Here is an 18,830-nt window from a genome sequence, read left to right as displayed (position 1 = left end):
GAGCTCTGGTGCACTGGTGCAACCAGAGCTCAAGCGTCGGCGAGCTCAGCCTGCGCTGGGCGGGAGCGCAGCTCCTTCGTCCTTGAGGACGACGCCGGAGGCACCCAGCTGGCGGGAGGCCTGGAGCAGCCCGGCGAGGGTGTCGGCGGCCTGGGCGTAGCCGAGGCCGTGCGGTGGTCGCACGTTGGAGATGCAGTTGCGCTCGGAGTCCGCGCGTCCGGGCCGCGGCCCGTGGGTCAGGTACAGACCGAGGCTGTCGGCGGAGCTCAGCCCCGGCCGCTCCCCCACCAGGACGACGACGATCCCGGCACCGAGCGCCTCGCCCACCGGGTCGCCGAGGGCCACCCGCGCCTGGTGCGCGAGGACGAGCGGGGCGACCGACCACCCGGGCAGCCGGTCCAGCACCGCTGCCACCGTGCCGGCCGCGTGCTCGTGCACCGCCCGCGGGGACAGCCCGTCGGCGAGCACCAGCGCCAGGTCGTACGTGCCGCCGGGCAGCTGGGTGTCCGGGGCGAGCCGCCGCCCCAGGTCCGGGCGCTGCAGGTAGGTGGCCCGGTCGGGGGCCTGGCTGTGCACCTCCAGCACGTCGAGCCCGACGCCGGCCCCGGTCAGCGCCGCCCGCACCCGGCCAGCGTCCAGAGCGGTGTGCACCGCATCGCGGGCGGCCGCGTGCGCGGCGCGGAACTCCAGCTCCCGGGACGTCGGCAACCCGTCCCCGGCCCGGCCCAGCGCCACCCGCGCCCGAGTGGCGTCCCGCAACACCGCCCACGGGTCCGGCTCCCCACCAGAATGGCCATTTCGGTGGTCGGGGGTGGTCATGGGCGGGCGGCGGCGAGGAGGGCGCGGGCCGCGGGCGCCTCGGGGGTCAGCTCGCGGACGTGGCCGTCGTCGTCGAGCAGGTCCATCATCGCCAGCCACGCCTCGAACTCCGGCGCCGGCCGCAGGTCGAGCACCGACCGGGCGGTGAGCACGTCGGTGAACGACAGCGACTGGTAGTGCAGCATCACGTCGTCCGAGCCCGGGACGGCGATGACGAACGAGCAGCCCGCCGCCCCCAGCAGCAGGGTCAGGGTGTCGGTGTCGTCGCCGTCGACGTCGGTGTGGTTCGTGTAGCAGACGTCCACGCCCATCGGCAGGCCCAGCAGCTTGCCGCAGAAATGGTCCTCCAGCCCCGCCCGGATCACCTGCTTGCCGTCGTAGAGGTACTCCGGGCCGATGAACCCGACAACGGTGTTGACCAGCAGCGGATCGAAGTGCCGGGCCACCCCGTAGGCGCGGCACTCCAGCGTCTGCTGGTCGACCGGGCCGTCGACACCGTGGTGCGCGTCGGCCGAGAGCGCCGAGCCCTGCCCGGTCTCGAAGTAGGTGACGTTGCTGCCCACGGTGCCCCGGCCCAGCTCCAGCGCCCCGACCCGGGCCTCGGCGAGCAGGTCGAGGGTGACGCCGAAGCCACGGTTGCCGGCCTGGGTACCGGCGACGGACTGGAAGACCAGGTCGACCGGCGCACCGGCCTCCATCGCCCGCAGTGTGGTGGTCACGTGCGCGAGGACGCAGGACTGGGTGGGGATCTCGTACCGGCTGATCACCGCGTCGACCAGCTCCAGCAGCGCGATCGTCTGCGCCGGGTTGTCGGTGGCCGGGTTGATCCCGATGACGGCGTCCCCGCTGCCGTGCAGCAACCCGTCCAGGATCGACGCGGTCACCCCGACGGCGTCGTCGGTGGGGTGGTTGGGCTGCAGCCGGGACGCCAGCCGGCCGGGCAGCCCGAGGGTGCTGCGCAGGCCGGTGACCACCCTGGTCCGGCGGGCGACCGCGACCAGGTCGGCGTTGCGCATCACCTTGGACACCGCCGCCACCATCTCCGGGGTGAGCCCGCGGGCCAGGGAGGAGATCGCCGCCTCGTCCCGCTCGGCCGCCCGGGCCAGCAGCCAGTCGCGGAACCCACCGACCGTGAGCGCGGCGACGGGGGCGAAGGCGGCCGGGTCGTGGGTGTCCAGGATCAGCCGGGTGACGTCGTCCTCGTCGTAGCCGACCACCTGCTCGGTGAGGAAGGTGGCCAGCGGGACGTCGGCGAGCACGTGCTGCGCGGCGACCCGCTGGGCCTGCGACTCCGCGGCGACCCCGGCCAGGACGTCCCCGGAACGCGCCGGGGTGGCCTTGGCAAGGACGTCGGTGAGCGAGCGGAACTCGTGGGTGTGCCCGCCCAGCGTCGTCCGGCGGACGGTCATCGCACGTCCTCCTCCGCGGCGGCCAGCAGCTCGAACTCCTCCTCCGGTGCCGAGGCGACCAGGTGGTGGCGGCTGTAGAGCGCGAAGTACCCGAGGAACACCGCGTACGCCGCCAGCGTCCAGCCCGCGGCGACCGGGTCGACCAGGAAGGTCGCCAGCACCGCCGCGGCGGCGAGCACCAGGGCCACGCCGGTGGTGACCGTGCCGCCGGGGGTGCGGTAGGGCCGGGGCAGGTCGGGCTCGCGACGGCGCAGCACGATGTGGCTGACCATCATCAGCACGTAGGAGACCGTGGCCCCGAAGACGGCCATGTTCAGCAGCATCGCGCCCTGCCCGGTCAGCGAGAGCGCGAAGCCGACCGCGCCGGGCACGAGCAGGGCCAGCACCGGCGCCTTGCGGGAGTTGGTCACCGACAGGGCGCGGGGCAGGTAGCCGGCGCGGGAGAGCGCGAACGTCTGCCGGGAGTATGCGTAGATGATCGAGAAGAAGCTGGCGACCAGGCCGACCAGCCCGGCGTAGTTGATCACCGTGGTGAGCCCGCTGGAGGCCCCGGCGACCTCGAGCGCCTCCACCGGCGGGTTCCCGCTGGCCGACATCGCCTCCGAGCCGCCGGCGCCGGCGGTGAACACCAGCATCAGCACCGCCAGGACCAGCAGCAGGCCCATCGCGGCGACGATCCCCCGGGGCATGCTCCGCGCCGGGTCCTTGGCCTCCTCCGACGCCAGCGGCACGCACTCGACCGCCAGGAAGAACCAGATGGCGAACGGGAAGGCCGCCCAGATGCCCATCACGCCGAACGGCAGGAACTCCGAGGCGCCGGCTGCGTCGGTGGGCGCGATGTCGGTCAGGTTGGCCGCGTCGAAGGCGGGGACCGCCCCGACCAGGTAGAGCACCAGACCGGCGACGGCGACCGCGGCGATCACCAGCATCACCTTCAGCGCCTCGCCGACGCCCAGCAGGTGGATGCCGATGAACAGGCCGTAGGCGGCGAGGTACACCCACCAGCCGTCGGTGATGCCGAACAGGCCGAGCGACTCGACGTAGGCGCCGATGAAGGTGGCGATCGCCGCCGGGGCGATCGCGTACTCGATCAGCACGGCGACGCCGGTCGCGTAGCCACCCCAGGGGCCCAGTGCCCGGCGGGCGAATGTGTAGCCGCCCCCGGCGGTCGGCAGCGCCGAGCCCAGCTCGGCCAGGCCGAAGACCATCGCCGAGTACATGACCGCCATCAGGACGACGGCGATCAGCAGCCCGCCGAAGCCGCCCTCGGCCAGCCCGAAGTTCCAGCCGGCGTAGTCACCGGAGATGACCGCGGCGACGCCGAGGCCGGCCAGCAGCACCCAGCCGGCGGTGCCGCCGCGGAGCTGCCGCTTCTCCAGGTAGCCGGCTTCGACCGCTTCCGCCTCGACCCCCCGCCCCGGTCCGTGTGCTGCGCGGGCGGGTGCGGGTTCGACGGTCATCTGCAGGCCTCCGGCTCATGGCCCCCGCATCAGGCGGGAGCACCAGGCGCGGCCAGCGTGTCCCCCTCGCCCCCGCCGGTCAACGGGGTGCGACGTGCTGGAACACGTTGTTCACACCCGGCCCCGCTGGGTGCCGGTCAGCCGACCTCGAGCAGTTGCAGGTCCCGCACGTAGCTGCAGGCGCCGACGTTCGCGCGGGCCGCGGCCGGGCGGAGCACCACGCCGACCGGGCGCAGCACGACCGCGACCGGACGCCGGCCGAACAGCACCGGGTAGGTCCAGCCCCGGCGGGGCAGCACCGGGCGCCGGACCTGCTCGCCCTCGATGCCGAGCACCAGCACCGCGGCCAGCACCGCCATCAGCGCCACCGTGCCCAGCGCGGCGGGCAGCCCGGCGTGCTCGGCGAGGAAGCCGATCACCGGCGGACCACCGAGCAGGCCGGTGTACCCGACCGTGGTGGACAGCGCGACGCCCGAGGGCCCGCCGAGGGCACCGGCCCGGGCGATGGCCAGCGGGAAGACGTTGGCCAGCCCGAGGCCGACGAGCACGAAGCCCGCCAGCGCCACCGGCAGCGACGTCGTTGTCACCGCGGTCAGCGCGCCGGCCGCAGCCAGCAGTGCCCCGCCGACCAGCAGCCGCCGCTCACCCAGGGCGAGGACCAGGCGCCCACCGGCCAGCCGGCCGGCGGCCATCGCCGAGGAGAAACCGGCGTACCCGGCCGCCGCCAGGGCGGGGGCGGCGGCCAGCTGCTCGCGCAGGTGCAGCGCGCCCCAGTCGCTCAGCGCGCCCTCGCCATAGGCCGTCGCCCCGGCCACCGCACCCAGCAGCACCAGGACGCCGGTGGGACGAGGGCCGGGCGCACCGCCGGTGGCCGGGGCCAGCGGGTCGGCCACCGGAAGGGCCCGGGGGGCGTCGCCGCGGACGAGCACCGGCCCGGCCCAGGCCATCGCGACCAGACCGACGACCGCCACGGCGGCCAGGTGCGGGGCGACCCCCATCGCAGCGGAGGCCAGCCCGCCGACGAGGGCACCGACCAGGCCGCCGCCGCTGAAGGCGGCGTGCAGCCCGGACAGCAGCGGCCGCCCGGCGCGCGCCTCGACCTCCACGCCGACGCTGTTGGCGGCGACGTTCACCGCACCGGTGACGGCGCCGAACAGGAACAGCCCGGCGCACAGGGCCGGGACCGTGCCGGCCAGCCCGGGCAGGACGGCGCTCACGCTCGCCGCCACGCCGGCCAGCGCGGCCAGCCGTCCGGTGCCGAACCGGGCGCACAGCGCACCGGTGGCCTGCATGCAGGCGAGCGCGCCGAGCGACAGGCACAGCAGCGCGACGCCCAGGGCGGTGTGGCCGGCGCCGGTGGCGGCGCTGACGTCGGGGACCCGGGCGGCCCAGCTGCCGAAGACGAAGCCGTCGAGGCCGAAGAGGAGGGCGACGGCGACCCGCAGCCGGCGTAGCGAGGGTGGGCCGGATGGCGGGACGGCTCGGGCGAGGGCCGAACGGAGCAGACCCGGAGACCGGGCAGGCGGACGGGTGGGCACAGAGATGACCATGGAAGACCTTCGGGGAGTGGGCGCGCAGCACCGCGGAACGGCTGGCGGGGGTCGGGGAGCACACGACCTCGGGCGCTGGGTTCCACGGTGCCACTCGGACGCGCGCACTGGGTGTCCATCCGGTGTACAGACGGCGTGAGAGCGCGCACGGTGTCGCAACGCACGTCCCGCCCGCCTCTGCGGTTGCCGGACCGGCGCCGGGGCCCGAGGGTCAGGGCATGACCGGGACCTTCGCTCGTGGGCTGCTCGCCGGCGCCGCCGGCACGACCGCCCTCAACGCCCTCACCTACGTCGACATGCTGCGCCGCGGCCGCCCCGCCAGCACCGTGCCGGACCGGACCGCAGCTGCGCTCGCCGACGCGGCCGGCGTGGAGCTGCCCGGCCGGGGCGCGGCGCGGGAGGCCCGGACCACCGGCCTCGGTGCGCTGCTGGGGATCGGCAACGGCCTGGGCGTCGGCGTGCTGGCCAGCCTGGTCCGCGCCGGCGGGGTCCGGATGCCCGGACCGGTCGGCGCGGTCCTCACCGGCGCCGCCGCGATGGCGGCCACCGACGGCCCGACGGCGGCGCTGGGTGTGACCGATCCGCGCACCTGGACGGCCTCGGCCTGGGCGGCCGACGCGGTGCCCCACCTCGCCTACGGCGCGGCCGTGCAGGCGGTCGTCTCCGCGCTCCCGACGCGGGAGGAGCGGGTCCTGGTCAAGCAGCGCGCCTCGGCCGGGCTGGTCACCAGGTCACTGCTGCTCGGTACGGCGGCCGGGTGCCGCAGCTCCCTCGGGCTGGCCGCGCCGACGCTCACCGCCGCCGACACCGGCGTCGTCAAGAAGCTGGGCTCCTTGCTCTCCGTCGGCGGCGAGATGTACGCGGACAAGCAGCCGGGCATCCCGCCGCGGACCAGTCCCGCCGTCCTCCCCGCACGCCTGGCCAGCGGGGCCGGCGGCGCCGCGCTCCTCGCCCGGCGTCAGGGGCAGAACGCGGCGCTGCCGGTGCTGGCCGGGGCCGCCGGTGCCGCCGCCGGCTCCTTCGGCGGCCTGGCCTGGCGGCGCTGGGCGGCGGACCTGATGCCGGACTGGCAGGCCGCGGTGATCGAGGACGGCGTGGCCGTGGTCCTGGCCCTCGCTGCCTGCCTGCCCGGACGCCGGCGCTCCACCCGGCTGCGCGTGGTGAAGATGCTCGACTGATCGGTCAGGCGCGCCAGCCGGGGTCTCGGCCGGTGAGCCCGAGCGCCCGGTCGAACGCCGGAGCATCGGCCGGTACCACCACCGCCGGCCCGTACCAGCCGCCGTCCCGGCCCATCGGCGCCAGCGGCTCGACCGCTGCCAGCACGGCCTCCCCCAGCTCGGCCGGGACGTCGTAGGGGGCGCCGACCGCCCGGGCCAGGTCCCAGCCGTGCAGCGCGAACTCGGCGAGCATGAGCGGGCCGACGACCCCGGCGGGCATCGGGGTGGTGCCCAGCAGCGTCTCCCCCTCCCAGGCGGCGGGGTCGGCCCAGGCGTCGGCCGCGGTGTCCAGCTCGACGGGGACGGCACCGGCCCACTGCTCGACCGGGACGCCGTCCAGGAACGGGGCCGGCCGCAGGCTCGTCCCGTCGTGCTCCAGCGGCATGCCGGTCGCGGCGCGCTGGGACAGCAGGGCGGCCCAGGCCAGGTGGTCGACCAGCGCCCGGACGTCGTAGTCGCCGCACGGCGTGGGTGCGGTGAGCTGCCCGGGGCGGACGGCGCCGAGCGCGGTCGCGGCCAGGTCCGAGGCGGCGCGCACCGCGGCCGGCGGGCTGAGGGGGGAGGTCATGGAGGCAGCCTGCACCGTGCCCGCACCGTGCCCGCACCGCGGCTCACCCGGGGACGAAGCCCGAGCGGTAGGCGAGCACCACGGCCTGCGTCCGGTCCCGGGTCCCGGTCTTGGCGAGCACCCCGGCGACGTGGGTGCGCACCGTCTCCACCCCCAGGAACAGCTGCCCGGCGATCTCGGCGTTGCTCAGCCCCTGGGCCATCAGCCCGAGCACCTGGCGCTCCCGCTCGGTCAGCCGTGCCAGCCCCGGCGCAGCGACCGGGTCCGCGGCGCGCACGTGCCGGCGGGCCAGTTCCCGGATGGCGTCGGGGAAGAGCAGCGACTCCCCGCGGGCCACCGTCCGGATGCCGTGCAGCACCTCCTCGGGCGTCGACCGCTTGAGCAGGAACCCGTCGGCGCCGGCGGCCAGTGCGTCGACGACGTGGTCGTCGTTGGAGAAGGTCGTGAGCACCAGCACCCGGGCGGGCGAGCCGGCCCGCACCAGCGCCCGGGTGGCGGCGATCCCGTCCACCCGCGGCATCCGCACGTCCATCAGGACGACGTCCGGCGAGGTCCGCCCGACGAGGTCCAGCACGTCGGCACCGTCCCCGGCCTCGCCGACCACGAACAGGTCCGGCTCACCGCCGATGACGGCGGCCAGGCCGCGGCGGATCAGCGGCTCGTCGTCGACCAGCGCCACCCGGACGGTCACCGGACCGCGCTCCGGGCGTGCACCGGCAGCCGGACGGCGAGCTGCCACCGGCCGTCGTCGGCGACGCCGGCCCGTACCTCGCCCCGGAGGTCGCGCACCCGTTCCCGCACGCCGCGCAGCCCGCGCCCACCGCCGGACCCGGCGTCCGCGGCGCCCGGCCCGGTGTTGGCCAGCACCAGCTCGAGGTCGTCTCCGGAGGCGTCGACCACCAGCCCACAGGCGGTGTCCGGGGCGTACCGCAGCACGTTGGTCAGCCCTTCCTGCACGATCCGGTAGGCCTCCCGGGAGACCAGCGCCGGCAGGCTCTCGACCGCACCCCGGACCTCCACCGAGACCACTGCACCGGCGGCCCGGGCGGTCCCGACCAGCTCGGCCAGGTCGCGCAGGTCGGGGGCCGGGGCGACGTCGGGGGCGGCCTGTTCCTCCTCGCGCAGCAGGCCGAGCACGTGGTCCAGGTCGACCAGTGCCCGCCGCGTGGCGTCCTCCGTCGCCCGGATGGCCTCCTCCGCGGCCACCGGGTCGCGGGTGAGCAACCGGCGGGCGGCGCCGGCCTGCACGCTGGCCAGGCTGAGCGCGTGCCCGACGCTGTCGTGCAGCTCGCGGGCAAGCCTGTCCCGGCCGGTCAGTACCGACACCGAGGCCTCGGCCGCAGCCAGCCGCTCGGCCGTGGAGCCGGTCAGCAGCCGGGGGGCGACCGCGGCCAGGCCCCGGCCGAGGAGCTCCCCGCCGGCCACGACGAGCAGCAGCAGGCAGGCGGCCAGCCCGACCCGGGCCGGCCATCCAGCGGGTACGGCCATCCCCAGCAGGTCCTCCGCTCCCGCACCGCCCGGCACGGCCACCAGCACCACCACGGACGGCACCCCGATGACCAGCAGGGCACCGGCGACCGTGCCGGCCAGCACGTGCAGGGCAAGCAGCAGCGCGGTGCGGGCCCGCTGCGGCGCGGTGGTCGACGGCCCGGGGCGGTCGGTGAACCCACGGGCCAGCAGCCCACCGACAGCGACCGCCTCCACCGGCCGGACCTCGGCGAGCGCGCCGACCGCCACGACCGGGGCGGGCACCAGCAGCGCCACGACCACCCCGATCAGCACCGGCGGCAGGCCGGACGTGGCGACCACCTGCACCGGCCAGGCCAGCACGATGCCGACCGCCACCCCGATGGCCCCACCCAGCAGCAGGTAGAGCCAGCGGTGCAGCGAGCGGCGCACCGCCGGGGCCACCGTCCGCCGAGCCACCTCTCGAGCCACCTGACCATCCTCTCCAGCCGGACAAGACCCGGGCGACGCCCGCGCCACCCGATCGGCGCGGGCGTCGCGGGCCCTGGTCAGTCGCGCACCGACAGCGCCGGCTCGCCCTGCCCGCAGGTGGCGCACGTGCCGCGGCGCCGGAACCCGTACCCGGTCACCGCCGCGGCCAGCGCCAGCCCCCAGGGGAGCGTCGGGAAGACCAGGACCAGAGCGGCGTCGCCCAGGTCGCCGGCCAGCAGCCGCTCCACCGCCATCGCCAGGAACGCCGGGCTGGCTGCCAGCAGGGCCACGGCGACCAGTCCGCCGGCCAGCACGGGGACCCGCACCGGCACCGGCCGGCCGCGCAGCCCGGGCACCCACCGCGGCCAGACCTCACCCCACGGCCGGATCAGCCCGAGGGTGAGCACCGCTCCGCCGAGCGCGGCGAAGCCGAGGCCCAGCCCGAACAACCGCAGCTGCGGCTCCAGCACCACCTCGGTGGGCGTGCCCACCGGCCACGGGGTCAGCCAGGTCATCCGCAGCAGGGCGTACGGCAGCGGACCCGCCACGGCGATCCAGGTGGCCACAGTCCCCCAGCGCCGGGCCGCGGCCGGCCGGGTCCACGCGGCACCGGGGCGCCCGCAGACCGCGCACCGGCCGGTCGACGACCGCCGCAGCAGCATCGCGGTGGTGCCCCAGATCGTCGCGCCGGCCAGCAGCAGCGCCAGGTGCAGGTGCGGCATCCCGTGCTCGGCGAGACCGGAGACCAGCTCGACGGCGAGGTCGGTGACCGTGCCCGGCCGCAGCAGCCCGGCGACCATCCCGGCGGCGACCACCGCAGCCACCCCGATCAGCCACGGCCGGGTGCGCCGGTCCCGCGCCGCCCCGACGGTGAAGACCACCAGGAAGGTGGCCGGGCCGACGATCGCGGCCAGGTAGCCCAGCAGCACCAGCGAGCCGAGGTCAGCGGCGAGCACGCCGAGGACCGCAGCCTGCGCCGCCATGGCGGCCACCAGCAGGGGCGACGCGTCCCGTCGGCGGGTCAGCAGGCCGAGGAGCAGGCCGGAGCCGGCGAGAGCCAGCAGGGTCCACGCCGTGGACGTGCGATCGAGCAGGGAGAGCACCCCGTACCGCTCGTCGGCGTCCAGTCCGGGCCAGCTGCCCGGGTCCAGCAGCCACCGCAGGGCCAGCAGGGCGTGCAGCACGCTCCAACCGACGCCGGCGGCCAGCAGCCGGTGCACCGTGGGCGTGCTGTGGCCGACAGCATGGGCTCGGGCGGCGGGTGCGGGGTCGAGGGTCACGGTGGACCTCCGGATCAGCGGCCCGGGTGGGTCCCGGGGTCGCCGTCCAGCGTCGTGAGCGCGCTCGACGATCGGCTCCCCCGCTCGGGGGACCTGCCTCCGCCGTGCGGGTGGCTCAGCCCTCGGCGGGGTCGGCCGCTCGGTCGGCGGCGGCCAGCAGCCAGCCGGGCCCGGCGATCCGGGCGACGGCGGGGAGCCGGTCGCGCAGCCCGCGGTCGGCGGTGACCACCAGCAGGTCGTCGTCGCCGTCGGCGAGGTCGGCAGCGGTCTCGGCCAGCGCGTCGTCGCCGCTGCCGGGCGCCCGGACCACCCGCAGGCCGGCCGGGGCCTCGACGTCCCGGGCCTGCCCCTCGACCACCGCGACCAGCGCGGTCACCGTGACCGGCTCACCGTCGGGACCGGCCAGCTCCCGGCCGGGCAGCGCGGCCAGCTGCTCCAGCAGCCGGGCGGTGGCCCCGGCTCGGTCACGCCACCAGCCGTCGGGCCGGGACCCGACGGTGTTGGCGACGTCGACCAGCAGGACCGTCATCGTCGTCGGGACGCGCCGAGCACTGCGGTGGCGACGAAGAAGAGCAGGCCGACGATGGCCAGCCAGAACAGGCCCTCCACGATCACGCCGACCACGGTCACGGCGACCCAGACGAGGAGCAGCAGGAGCAGGAGACGGAGCACGGGTCTGACGGTAGCGATGGTCAGCTGCCCTCGGCTGCGCCCAGCCGCCAATAGCCCATGAAGGCCACCGAGGTGCGCGGCACACCGAGGTCGCGGACCAGGCGGCGGCGCAGCTTCTTGACCATGCCCGCCTCCCCGGCCAGCCAGGCGTAACAGCCGTCGGCACCGCCCTCGTCGGGGACCTCCCAGAGGACGCCGCCCGCCAGGTCGACGTCCTCGAGCTCCTGCCCGGCGGTGCGGGCGGCCACGCCGAGCTCGCAGAGGGCGGCGTGCACCGCCGTGCCGAGCGCCTCGCCAGGCGCGCGGCCACCGCGGACCAGCCAGCGGACCTCCACCCCCGGCGGCACGGCGAGCGACAGCACGTCCCGGGCCTCGGGGACCTCGAGCACGGCGATGGCGCGCCGGCCGGCGGGGAGCGCCTCCACGATCGCGCTGATCGCCGGGACGGCGGTCTCGTCCCCGGCCAGGAACAGGGGGCCGTCGGCCGGTGGGGCCCACTCGACTCCCCAGGGTCGGCCGGACTCGGCCCGGCTGAGTCGGGGCCGGTCGGGGCCCAGCACGACGATCGGGTCGCCCGGGACGGCGGCGGCTGCCCAGCTGGCGGCCGGGCCGGGGTGCCCGTCCTCGACCCCGTGCAGGACGACGTCGACGTCCAACTCGCCGAGCTGCGGGCGGGCGGCGCGCACGGTGTAGGTGCGCAGGTACGGGCGGCGTTCGTCGGGGAGCGCGCAGTAGTCCTGGTACCAGGTCGGGCCGTCGGTGAGCAGATCGGTGACCGGGGCGCCGTCCCGGGAGAGCACCAGCTTGATCCGCTGATCGTCACCGGCCGCGCCGAAGCCGGTGAGCTCCGGGCCGCGGAGGGTGAGGCGCAGGAAGCTGGGGCTCAGCCGCTGGACGCGCCCCACGGTGGCGCTGAAGAAGCGGTAGCCCGGTGCGGCGACCGCCGGTTGCGGCTCGGTGAGGTTCTCGAGAACCGCCGTTCCGGCACGTCCGGTCACCGCCGTGGTCATCGCTGCTCCCGCGCTCGTCGTGACCGGCTCGTGCGCAACCGGACGATGGTGAGGCTAGCCTAACCAGATCATCAAGGGAACGTCCGAAGCAAGAAGGACTGCTCGAGGCCGCTCACCGAGCGCCCGCCGCGCGTCCCAGCGCGGCGCAGATGGCGTCCGCGACCGACTCCGGGTCCTCGTGCTCCCAGAAGCGCATGACCCGCCATCCGAGGCCGGTCAGGACCGCGTCGGTGCGCCGGTCACGGGCGACGTTGGCGGTCAACTTCGCTGACCACCAGGCGGCGTTCGCCGCCGGCCAGTGCCCGCAGGTCGGGCAGGCATGCCAGAAACAGCCGTCGATGAAGACGACGAGGCGCCGGCCCTTCCACACCAGGTCACCGCGGGCACGGGTTTCCCGGCAGGGCCGGACGTCGACCCGGTAGCGGACCCCGCGGGCGTGCAGCCGACGGCGGACGGCGAGCTCCGGTGCAGTGTCCCGCCTCCCCTGCCGGCGGAACCGGGCCCGCACCGGAGCCGACGAGGCGGCCGGGGCGCGCCGGAGGTCGAGCGCCGCCGTGCTCACACCTGGGCGACGGCCGGGGCCGGCGGCACGGGACCGGCCGCCGCGGTGGCGATCTCGACCAGCTGGCACAGGCCGTTGACCAGCCGCAGCTGCTCCGGCGTCTGCACCGGCGAGGTGAGCAGCGCCGGGCTGCCGACCAGGTAGGCGACGGTCTTGGCGCGGGACAGCGCCACGTTCAGCCGGTGCCGGTCGAGCAGGAAGTCCAGCCGGCGGGGCACGTGCGCACCGCTGGAGGCGGCCAGGGTGAAGACGGCCACCGCCGCCTCCCGGCCCTGGAACTTGTCGACGGTGCCCACCTCCACGTCGCCCAGGCCGACCGCGGCGAGGGCGCTGCGCACCTGGTTGACCTGCGCGTTGTAGGGGGTCACGACCAGGACGTCGGCCGGGACCATCACCCGCTCGACCCCGCCGGTCCGCCAGCTCCGGCCCATCAGCCCGGTGACGAGCTCGGCGACGGCAGCCGCCTCCTGCGGGGATGCCGAGCCGTTGCCCTCGTGCACCACCGGGACCCAGCCGATCCCGGCCGGCGCCGCCCACCGGGCCGGGGCGTCGAGCTCGTTGCCGGCCGTGACCGGCGCCGGCTCCAGCTGCCCGCCGTAGGACAGCCCGGAGACCACCCGGCACAGCGCCGGCGCCATCCGCCAGCTGCGGTCCAGGAACACCCCCCGGCCGGCGGTGAGCACCTCCTGCTCACCCAGCACGTGCTGCAGCGCGGAGACGTCGGCGCCGTCGGGGTGGATGCCCCGGCCGGGCTGGCGCAGCTGCTGCGGGTCACCGAGCAGCACGAGGTTGGTCGCCGCCCGGCTCACCGCCAGGGTGTTGGCCAGGGACAGCTGCCCGGCCTCGTCGACGACGAGCACGTCCAGCCGGCCGGCCAGCTCGGGGCGGGCGAACAGCCATGACGTCCCGGCCACCAGGTCGACGTCACCACCGTCGAGGGCGTCGACGACCTGGCCGTTGGAGCCGACGCACTGCACGTCGGCGTCCCGGCAACGCTGCAGCTCGTCGGCCTTCTGCAGCGCCCGGATCGGCACCCCGGCCTCCCGGGCAGCCGCCATCACCGCGTCGAGCAGGTTGCCGATCACCTTGTGGCTGGAGGCGGTCACCCCCACCCGCTTGCCGGCGCGGACCAGGTCGACGACCGCGCGGGCCCCGGTGTAGGTCTTCCCGGCTCCCGGTGGACCCTGGACCGCCAGCACGCCGCCGTCGAGCAGCCCGGCCAACCGGCGTACCGCGGCCGCCGACTCCTCCTCGGGCTCCCGCTGCGGAGCCCCGGCGAGCAGCCGTGGCGGCCGGCGCAGCAGGAGGTCGCGGGCCGATCGGACGGGACCTGCGGCGTCGATGCCGGTGAGCGCCACCTGCTCGCCGAGGTCGGTGAGCGCGGCCCGGAAGAGCTTGTCGCTCGGCGGCGAGGTGGGCAGCAGACCGGTCGGGTGCTCGAGCGCGGCGGCCGCGCCGCGCGCCAGCACGACCCAGCCTGCGGTCGGGTCGATGTCGACGACCGAGCTGGTGAGCCGTTTCCCGTCCGCCGCGGGCAGCAGGTGCTCGTACCGGTTGCCGGCCGACACCTTGGTCTCCTGCGGCGGGAAGCGGTAGCGCCAGTGCTGCGACCGCTGCGCCGCGCCGACCAGCTCGGGCGCCTCCAACGGGCCCAGCGCCGGGGTCTCCCGCTCCAGGTCGTCGGCGGCCAGGTCGCGCAGCCGGAAGTACTCCCACCAGGCCGAGCGGGCCTCTCGGGCGTGCCAGCCCAGCTGCTGGGCCAGCAGCCAGGTGGCCTCCTGTTCCGGGGTCCGGTCGATGTCGGGCAGCCCGGCGGTCAGCCGGAGCTCCAGCTCCTCGCGCAGCTCCTGGGCCGCGGCGTTCTCGGCGGAGCCGTCGGGGTCGCCGTCCTCCGGCCGGCCCAGCCGCGCACCCGAGGCGAGCAGCTCGGTGCGCCGGGCCTCCAGCCAGTCGCGCAGCTCCCGGGTGGAGACGCAGTCGTCGCGGTTGTAGGCCTCGATCTGGTCGAGCAGCGCCTGGTCGCGGGTGGCGAGCCAGCGTTCGAAGGCGACGATGCTCTCCCCGGCGTCGGACACGTCGGCGCCGTGCACGCGGGTGTGCCCGCGGTAGTAGTCCTCCACCTGCTTGATCGAGTACGACTCCTTGCTCAGCCGCAGCCCCTGGCGCACCACGGCGTAGAGGTCGACGAGGACGTCGGCCCGCAGCAGCCGGTCGACCTCGGCCTCCCGGGTCTGCAACCTGGCGGACAGCGCCTTGAGCCGGGTCGGCTCGTAGGGCGCGTAGTGGAAGACGTGCATCGCCGGGTCGGCGGCGTGGGCCGCGGTCAGGTGGTCGACCAGCGCCTCGAACGCGAGACGTTCGGCAGCGGACTGGTCGTCAGCGGCCGGGTCGCAGCCCCAGAAGGCGGTGAACTCCCCGGCGGTGTCCAGGACCCCCCACAGGTACTCCAGCCCGGCATCGCCGGCGAACGGATCGCCCTCGATGTCGAAGAACAGGTCGCCGGCGCTCGGCGGCGGCAGCAGTTCGAAGCCGTGCCCGGGCTCGCGCGGCAGGAACTCGTAGCTCGGCAGCCCGGTCTCGCGCTCGGCCACCTGCAGTCGCGCCTGCTGGGTGAGCCGCTCCCGCGAGCTGCGGCCGATGGCGTCGGGCAGCTCGTCGGGGGCGCGGGTGGCCAGCGCGGTGACGGTCGGGACACCGGCCTCGACCAGCGCGGTCGCGTGGTCGCGGCGCATGAAGGCCACGAGGGACAGCGAGTCCTCCTCGCGCCAGCGCGCCGTGCAGGTCTCCCGCCAGGGGCAGACGCCGCAGTGCGCGTTCGGGTACGGCGGCGCCAGCTCCCCGTCAGCGAGCCGGGAGAGGAACCGGGTGCGGGCGGCCCGGGTGTAGGCCTCCGCGTCGGAGTACCGGAAGACCAGTTCCTGCTGGTCGCCGGTGACCACGGTGAGCAGCTCGGGCGGCACGCCCTGCAGCCCGGCCAGGAGGTCGCCGTACAACGCCATCTGCAGCAGGGCCGGCACCTTGATCCGGCGGGCGAGCTTCGTGTCGGCGACGTCGTAGGCCCAGGCCCCCAGGTCGCTGACCCGATCGGTGCGCTTGAGCAGGAAGTCGGCGTGCCCGCGCCAGGTGCCGTCGAAGAAGGTGGCCTGGTAGACGACGTCCGCGCCGGCGCGCATCGCGGCGAGCGTCTCGTCCTGGGCGCGACGCAGCCCGGCGGCGTCCTTGCCCGACGGCCCGGTGACCTCCACGACGGACAGGCCCCGGTCGCGCAGCCGCTGCACGTGCCGCTCCTCGTGCGCCATGCCGTGGGCGGCGACCAGCTCGGTCATCGGGTCGACCGCCGGCGGGCGGCTGCGAGAGCCGCGAGCGACCTCGAGGGAGAGCCGGGTGAGGTGCTCGCACTCGATGAAGCCGGTCAGGTCACTGGCACTGACCACCAGCGCGCCGTCGGACTCGTACACCGTTGCCCCCGTCCCCTCCCCCGGGTGGAGGAGCTGCCGCGACCGTACGGCGGGGGTACGACACGTCGGCGGAGGCGCCGACCAGACTCGGTCCCCAGCCGCCGGGTCAGCTGAGGAAGCGGTCCACGACCGGCGCCAGCTCCGGGGCCTCGGTGACCAGGGCGAGGTGTCCGCCGCGGTAGAGGTGCAGCTCCGCACCCGGGATCATCCGGGCCATCAGGCGGGGGTTCACCTCGGGGATGATCGGGTCGTCGTCCCCGGCCAGGACCAGCGTCGGCTGCTGGATCATGCGGAGCAGCGGCAAGCTCGTCCAGCCGGCGCCGGCCGCCAGCTGGTAGTAGTAGCCGCGCCGCGGACCCAGCCGCGACTGGGCGTGCAGCGCCTCGGCGGCACGCTCGGGGTGCTGCCGCATCGTGCCGCCGTAGATCTCCCCCGCGATGTCGCGGGCGTAGTCGGGGTCGCGGTGCCGCCGCGGGGTCAGCATCTTGGACAGCACCCGTGGGTGCGCCGGCACCATGAGCGATCCCGTCCCGGTGGCGGCGAGCACCAGCCGCCGACAACGCCGCCGGTGCTGCACGGCGAACTGCTGTGCCAGGCCGCCACCCCAGGAGAAGCCGAGGACGTCGACGGCCTCCCGGTGGCCCAACCGGGAGAGCAACCCTGCGACGACCGGCGCGAACGTCATCATCGTGTAGGGCAGGACCGGCTTCGGGGAGCCACCCACGCCCGGGACGTCGAAGCGGATCACCTCACGCCGCGGGTCGAGCGCGTCGACGAAGGGCTGCAGGACCTCCAGGCTGGCGCCGATGCCGTTCAGCAGCAACAGCGGCGTCAGCGTGCCGTCGCCGGGCCGGACCGAGACGCGCAGCGTCCGGCCCCCGACGGTGAAGGTGCGCAGCTCCGGTCCCCCGCTCACTTGTCGAACACGTAGGTGCCGGGTGCTGTCCCCAGGGTGGGCCGCCCGCCGCCGAGCTCCGTCGGGGCGGGGACCTCCTCGCCGGACCGCTCCGCCACCCACCGGGTGTAGTCCGTCCACCACGACCCCTTCTCGGTCTGTGCCGAGGCGAGCCACTCGTCGGCGTCCGGGACGTTGGGCGAGGCCGTCCGCCACGTCGACTTGGGGTTGGTGGGCGGGTTCACCAACGAGGCGATGTGCCCGCTGGTGGAGAGCACGAAGCGGCTGTCGCCGCCGAGCAGCTGGGTGGTCGCGTAGCAGGACTGCCAGGGGCAGAGGTGGTCGGCGATCCCGGCGACCACGTAGGCGTCGACGGTGACCGCGGACAGGTCGATCGGCGTGCCGAGCATGGTGGCGGTCCCCGGCTTCGTCAGGGAGTTGCGCACGGCCATCTCCAGGAAGCCCTGGTGCAGCGCCGCGGTCATCCGGGTCGTGTCGGCGTTCCAGAAGAGGATGTCGAACGCGGCCGGCGGCTTGCCCTGCAGGTAGTTGTTGACCCAGTAGTTCCAGATCAGGTCGTTGGGCCGCAGCCAGGCGAAGACCTCCGCCAGCGTCGCGCCGTCCAGGTACCCCTTCTTCGCCGACGCCCGGGTGGCCGCCTCGGCGGACTTCTCGTCCAGGAACGCCCCCACCGTGCCGCCCCGGGCCTGGTCGAGCACGGTCACCGCGAAGGTGGCCGACGCGACGCGGTCCTGCTGGCCGACGGCAGCCAGGTGGCCGAGCACCATGGCGGTGATGATGCCGCCGGAGCAGAAGGACATCAGGCCGGTCTGCTCCGCACCGGCGATCCGCTCGGCCGCGGCCATGGCGTCCAGCACCGCCTGCCCGTAGGTGTCCAGGCCCCAGTCGGCGTGCCTGGCGTCGGGGTTGCGCCAGGACATCATGAAGACCTGCTGCCCCCCGCCGACGACGTGCTCGACGATGCTGCGGCCCTCGGCGAGGTCGGCGATGTAGAACTTGTTGATCGTCGGCGGCACCATCACCAGTGGGACGGCGTGCACCGTCGGCGTGGTGGGCTGGTACTGGATCAGCTCGAAGACCGGCGTCCGCAACACGACGACGCCGGGGGTGCGCGCCAGGTCCTTGCCCACCTCGAAGGCGTCCGGCTCGACCATCGAGGGCACCCGGGGCGCTGAGGACAGGTCACGGACCAGCCGCCTGGTGCCGGACACCGCGCTGCGCCCGCCCGTGTCGATCGCCGTCTTCCACGCCGAGGGGTTCAGCGCCGGGTTGTTGCTGGGCGCCAGGGCCTCGACGATGTTGGTCACGGAGAACCGGATCCGCTCGTCGTGGGCCCACGGCAGGGCTGCGTCGTCGACCAGTCGGGCCGCCGTCTGCGCCGTCACCAGGTGCGCCTGCATGGCCCGCTTCAGCACCGGGTTGCCCGACCAGGCGGGATCGACGTACCGCTTGTCCTTGGCGTTCGGCGCCACCTCGGAACGGCCGAGCCCGATGCGACCCCACTCCCCGACGAGCCGGCCGGTGTGGCCGAGCACCGTGCGCGGACGGCGCGCCAGCGCCGCGGTGAAGCGGAGGCTGCTGCTGACCGGCGGTACCAACCGGCGCAGCGGCCCGAGCGCAGCGTCGGTCAGGATCATGTCCAGCCCGGTGGCCGACTCGGCGATCCGCTCCGGCTCGGCATCGGGATCGCCGCCGGTGGTCGACGCCGCCACCGGTACGGACCGTGCGATGCCCTGCCCGGACGAGCGCGCGGGGCCGGTCACGTCGCAGTCCTCGGGCCGAGCTGGACTGAGCGTGGTGGGGTGGTGCGGAGCTGGCACACGAGGGCTCCTCGTCTCGACACGCTGGCGGTCACGCGATGGTCCATCCGGGCGTACTGGACGTGATGCCCATCACACAGCCCGCCGGCCGACGGGGCAACCGGGCAGCCAGGCGACGAGCCCCGTGCTGCTCTCCTCGTGCGGCACGCCG

At 75.5% G+C, this 18,830-nt stretch carries 16 protein-coding genes; 1 reads left to right on the top strand and 15 read right to left on the bottom strand.

Going from position 1 to position 18,830, the window contains the following annotated elements; genetic code table 11:
* Positions 1 to 45 precede the first annotated feature (45 nt).
* The 4 genes from eutC to O2W18_RS07705 all read right to left on the bottom strand — a co-directional run bounded on the left by eutC (position 46) and on the right by O2W18_RS07705 (position 5,238).
* Positions 46 to 819: an ethanolamine ammonia-lyase subunit EutC gene (eutC, locus tag O2W18_RS07720; RefSeq protein ID WP_269186967.1), complete on the bottom strand. Its 774-nt coding sequence runs from the start codon at positions 817 to 819 to the stop codon at positions 46 to 48.
* Positions 816 to 2,228 carry an ethanolamine ammonia-lyase subunit EutB gene (locus tag O2W18_RS07715; protein WP_269186966.1) on the bottom strand — a complete coding sequence of 471 codons (1,413 nt, stop codon included), beginning with the start codon at positions 2,226 to 2,228 and terminating at the stop codon, positions 816 to 818. The genes eutC and O2W18_RS07715 overlap by 4 nt, the downstream gene beginning before the upstream one ends.
* On the bottom strand, positions 2,225 to 3,688 hold the full coding sequence (gene eat, locus O2W18_RS07710; RefSeq protein ID WP_269186965.1) for an ethanolamine permease: 1,464 nt from the start codon (positions 3,686 to 3,688) through the stop codon (positions 2,225 to 2,227). Before eat ends, O2W18_RS07715 begins: the two co-directional genes overlap by 4 nt.
* A 137-nt stretch (positions 3,689 to 3,825) precedes the next feature.
* Positions 3,826 to 5,238 (bottom strand): MFS transporter, encoded by a 1,413-nt coding sequence (locus O2W18_RS07705; RefSeq protein WP_269186964.1) that lies wholly within the window; start codon positions 5,236 to 5,238, stop codon positions 3,826 to 3,828.
* 218 nt (positions 5,239 to 5,456) lie between these two features.
* Between O2W18_RS07705 and O2W18_RS07700 the strand changes: the two genes are divergently transcribed.
* Positions 5,457 to 6,416: a hypothetical protein gene (locus O2W18_RS07700; RefSeq protein ID WP_269186963.1), complete on the top strand. Its 960-nt coding sequence runs from the start codon at positions 5,457 to 5,459 to the stop codon at positions 6,414 to 6,416.
* A gap of 4 nt (positions 6,417 to 6,420) precedes the next feature.
* Here O2W18_RS07700 and O2W18_RS07695 read toward each other — a convergent pair whose 3' ends face one another.
* From O2W18_RS07695 to O2W18_RS07645, 11 genes are all read right to left on the bottom strand, one after another.
* Entirely contained in the window at positions 6,421 to 7,023 is a 603-nt protein-coding gene (locus tag O2W18_RS07695) for a TIGR03086 family metal-binding protein (protein WP_269186962.1), read from the bottom strand.
* Positions 7,024 to 7,066: 43 nt separating this feature from the next.
* Positions 7,067 to 7,714 carry a response regulator gene (locus O2W18_RS07690; protein WP_269186961.1) on the bottom strand — a complete coding sequence of 216 codons (648 nt, stop codon included), beginning with the start codon at positions 7,712 to 7,714 and terminating at the stop codon, positions 7,067 to 7,069.
* The gene (locus tag O2W18_RS07685; RefSeq protein WP_269186960.1) at positions 7,711 to 8,961 is read right to left on the bottom strand and encodes a sensor histidine kinase; all 1,251 of its coding nucleotides are present in this window, start codon (positions 8,959 to 8,961) and stop codon (positions 7,711 to 7,713) included. Before O2W18_RS07685 ends, O2W18_RS07690 begins: the two co-directional genes overlap by 4 nt.
* A gap of 77 nt (positions 8,962 to 9,038) precedes the next feature.
* Complete coding sequence (locus O2W18_RS07680) at positions 9,039 to 10,241, bottom strand: hypothetical protein (protein ID WP_269186959.1); 1,203 nt, start codon at positions 10,239 to 10,241, stop codon at positions 9,039 to 9,041.
* A 115-nt stretch (positions 10,242 to 10,356) separates the two neighbouring features.
* On the bottom strand, positions 10,357 to 10,770 hold the full coding sequence (locus O2W18_RS07675; protein WP_269186958.1) for a hypothetical protein: 414 nt from the start codon (positions 10,768 to 10,770) through the stop codon (positions 10,357 to 10,359).
* Entirely contained in the window at positions 10,767 to 10,913 is a 147-nt protein-coding gene (locus O2W18_RS07670) for a hypothetical protein (protein ID WP_036337061.1), read from the bottom strand. The genes O2W18_RS07675 and O2W18_RS07670 overlap by 4 nt, the downstream gene beginning before the upstream one ends.
* 20 nt (positions 10,914 to 10,933) lie before the next feature.
* Positions 10,934 to 11,923: a siderophore-interacting protein gene (locus O2W18_RS07665; protein ID WP_269186957.1), complete on the bottom strand. Its 990-nt coding sequence runs from the start codon at positions 11,921 to 11,923 to the stop codon at positions 10,934 to 10,936.
* A 112-nt stretch (positions 11,924 to 12,035) separates the two neighbouring features.
* Positions 12,036 to 12,485, bottom strand: a complete 450-nt coding sequence (locus tag O2W18_RS07660) for a very short patch repair endonuclease (protein WP_269186956.1) — start codon at positions 12,483 to 12,485, stop codon at positions 12,036 to 12,038.
* Positions 12,482 to 15,943: a TM0106 family RecB-like putative nuclease gene (locus O2W18_RS07655; RefSeq protein WP_269186955.1), complete on the bottom strand. Its 3,462-nt coding sequence runs from the start codon at positions 15,941 to 15,943 to the stop codon at positions 12,482 to 12,484. Before O2W18_RS07655 ends, O2W18_RS07660 begins: the two co-directional genes overlap by 4 nt.
* Positions 15,944 to 16,049: 106 nt before the next feature.
* On the bottom strand, positions 16,050 to 16,859 hold the full coding sequence (phaZ, locus tag O2W18_RS07650) for a poly(3-hydroxyalkanoate) depolymerase (protein ID WP_269186954.1): 810 nt from the start codon (positions 16,857 to 16,859) through the stop codon (positions 16,050 to 16,052).
* A complete protein-coding gene (locus O2W18_RS07645; RefSeq protein ID WP_269186953.1) occupies positions 16,856 to 18,622 on the bottom strand; it encodes a PHA/PHB synthase family protein in 1,767 nt (588 codons plus the stop codon). The genes phaZ and O2W18_RS07645 overlap by 4 nt, the downstream gene beginning before the upstream one ends.
* Positions 18,623 to 18,830: the final 208 nt, after the last annotated feature.

Origin of the sequence: Modestobacter sp. VKM Ac-2983 (genome assembly GCF_026967885.1) — a bacterium.
Lineage (GTDB): Bacteria > Actinomycetota > Actinomycetes > Mycobacteriales > Geodermatophilaceae > Modestobacter.
This window is presented reverse-complemented; position numbering and strand designations above follow the sequence as displayed.

Excerpts from the sequence above, each read along its gene's own strand:
- eutC (WP_269186967.1), bottom strand. The coding sequence starts at position 819 with ATGACCACCCCCGACCACCGAAATGGCCATTCTGGTGGGGAGCCGGAC.
- O2W18_RS07715 (WP_269186966.1), bottom strand. The coding sequence starts at position 2,228 with ATGACCGTCCGCCGGACGACGCTGGGCGGGCACACCCACGAGTTCCGC.
- eat (WP_269186965.1), bottom strand. The coding sequence starts at position 3,688 with ATGACCGTCGAACCCGCACCCGCCCGCGCAGCACACGGACCGGGGCGG.
- O2W18_RS07705 (WP_269186964.1), bottom strand. The coding sequence starts at position 5,238 with ATGGTCATCTCTGTGCCCACCCGTCCGCCTGCCCGGTCTCCGGGTCTG.
- O2W18_RS07700 (WP_269186963.1), top strand. The coding sequence starts at position 5,457 with ATGACCGGGACCTTCGCTCGTGGGCTGCTCGCCGGCGCCGCCGGCACG.
- O2W18_RS07695 (WP_269186962.1), bottom strand. The coding sequence starts at position 7,023 with ATGACCTCCCCCCTCAGCCCGCCGGCCGCGGTGCGCGCCGCCTCGGAC.
- O2W18_RS07675 (WP_269186958.1), bottom strand. The coding sequence starts at position 10,770 with ATGACGGTCCTGCTGGTCGACGTCGCCAACACCGTCGGGTCCCGGCCC.
- O2W18_RS07665 (WP_269186957.1), bottom strand. The coding sequence starts at position 11,923 with ATGACCACGGCGGTGACCGGACGTGCCGGAACGGCGGTTCTCGAGAAC.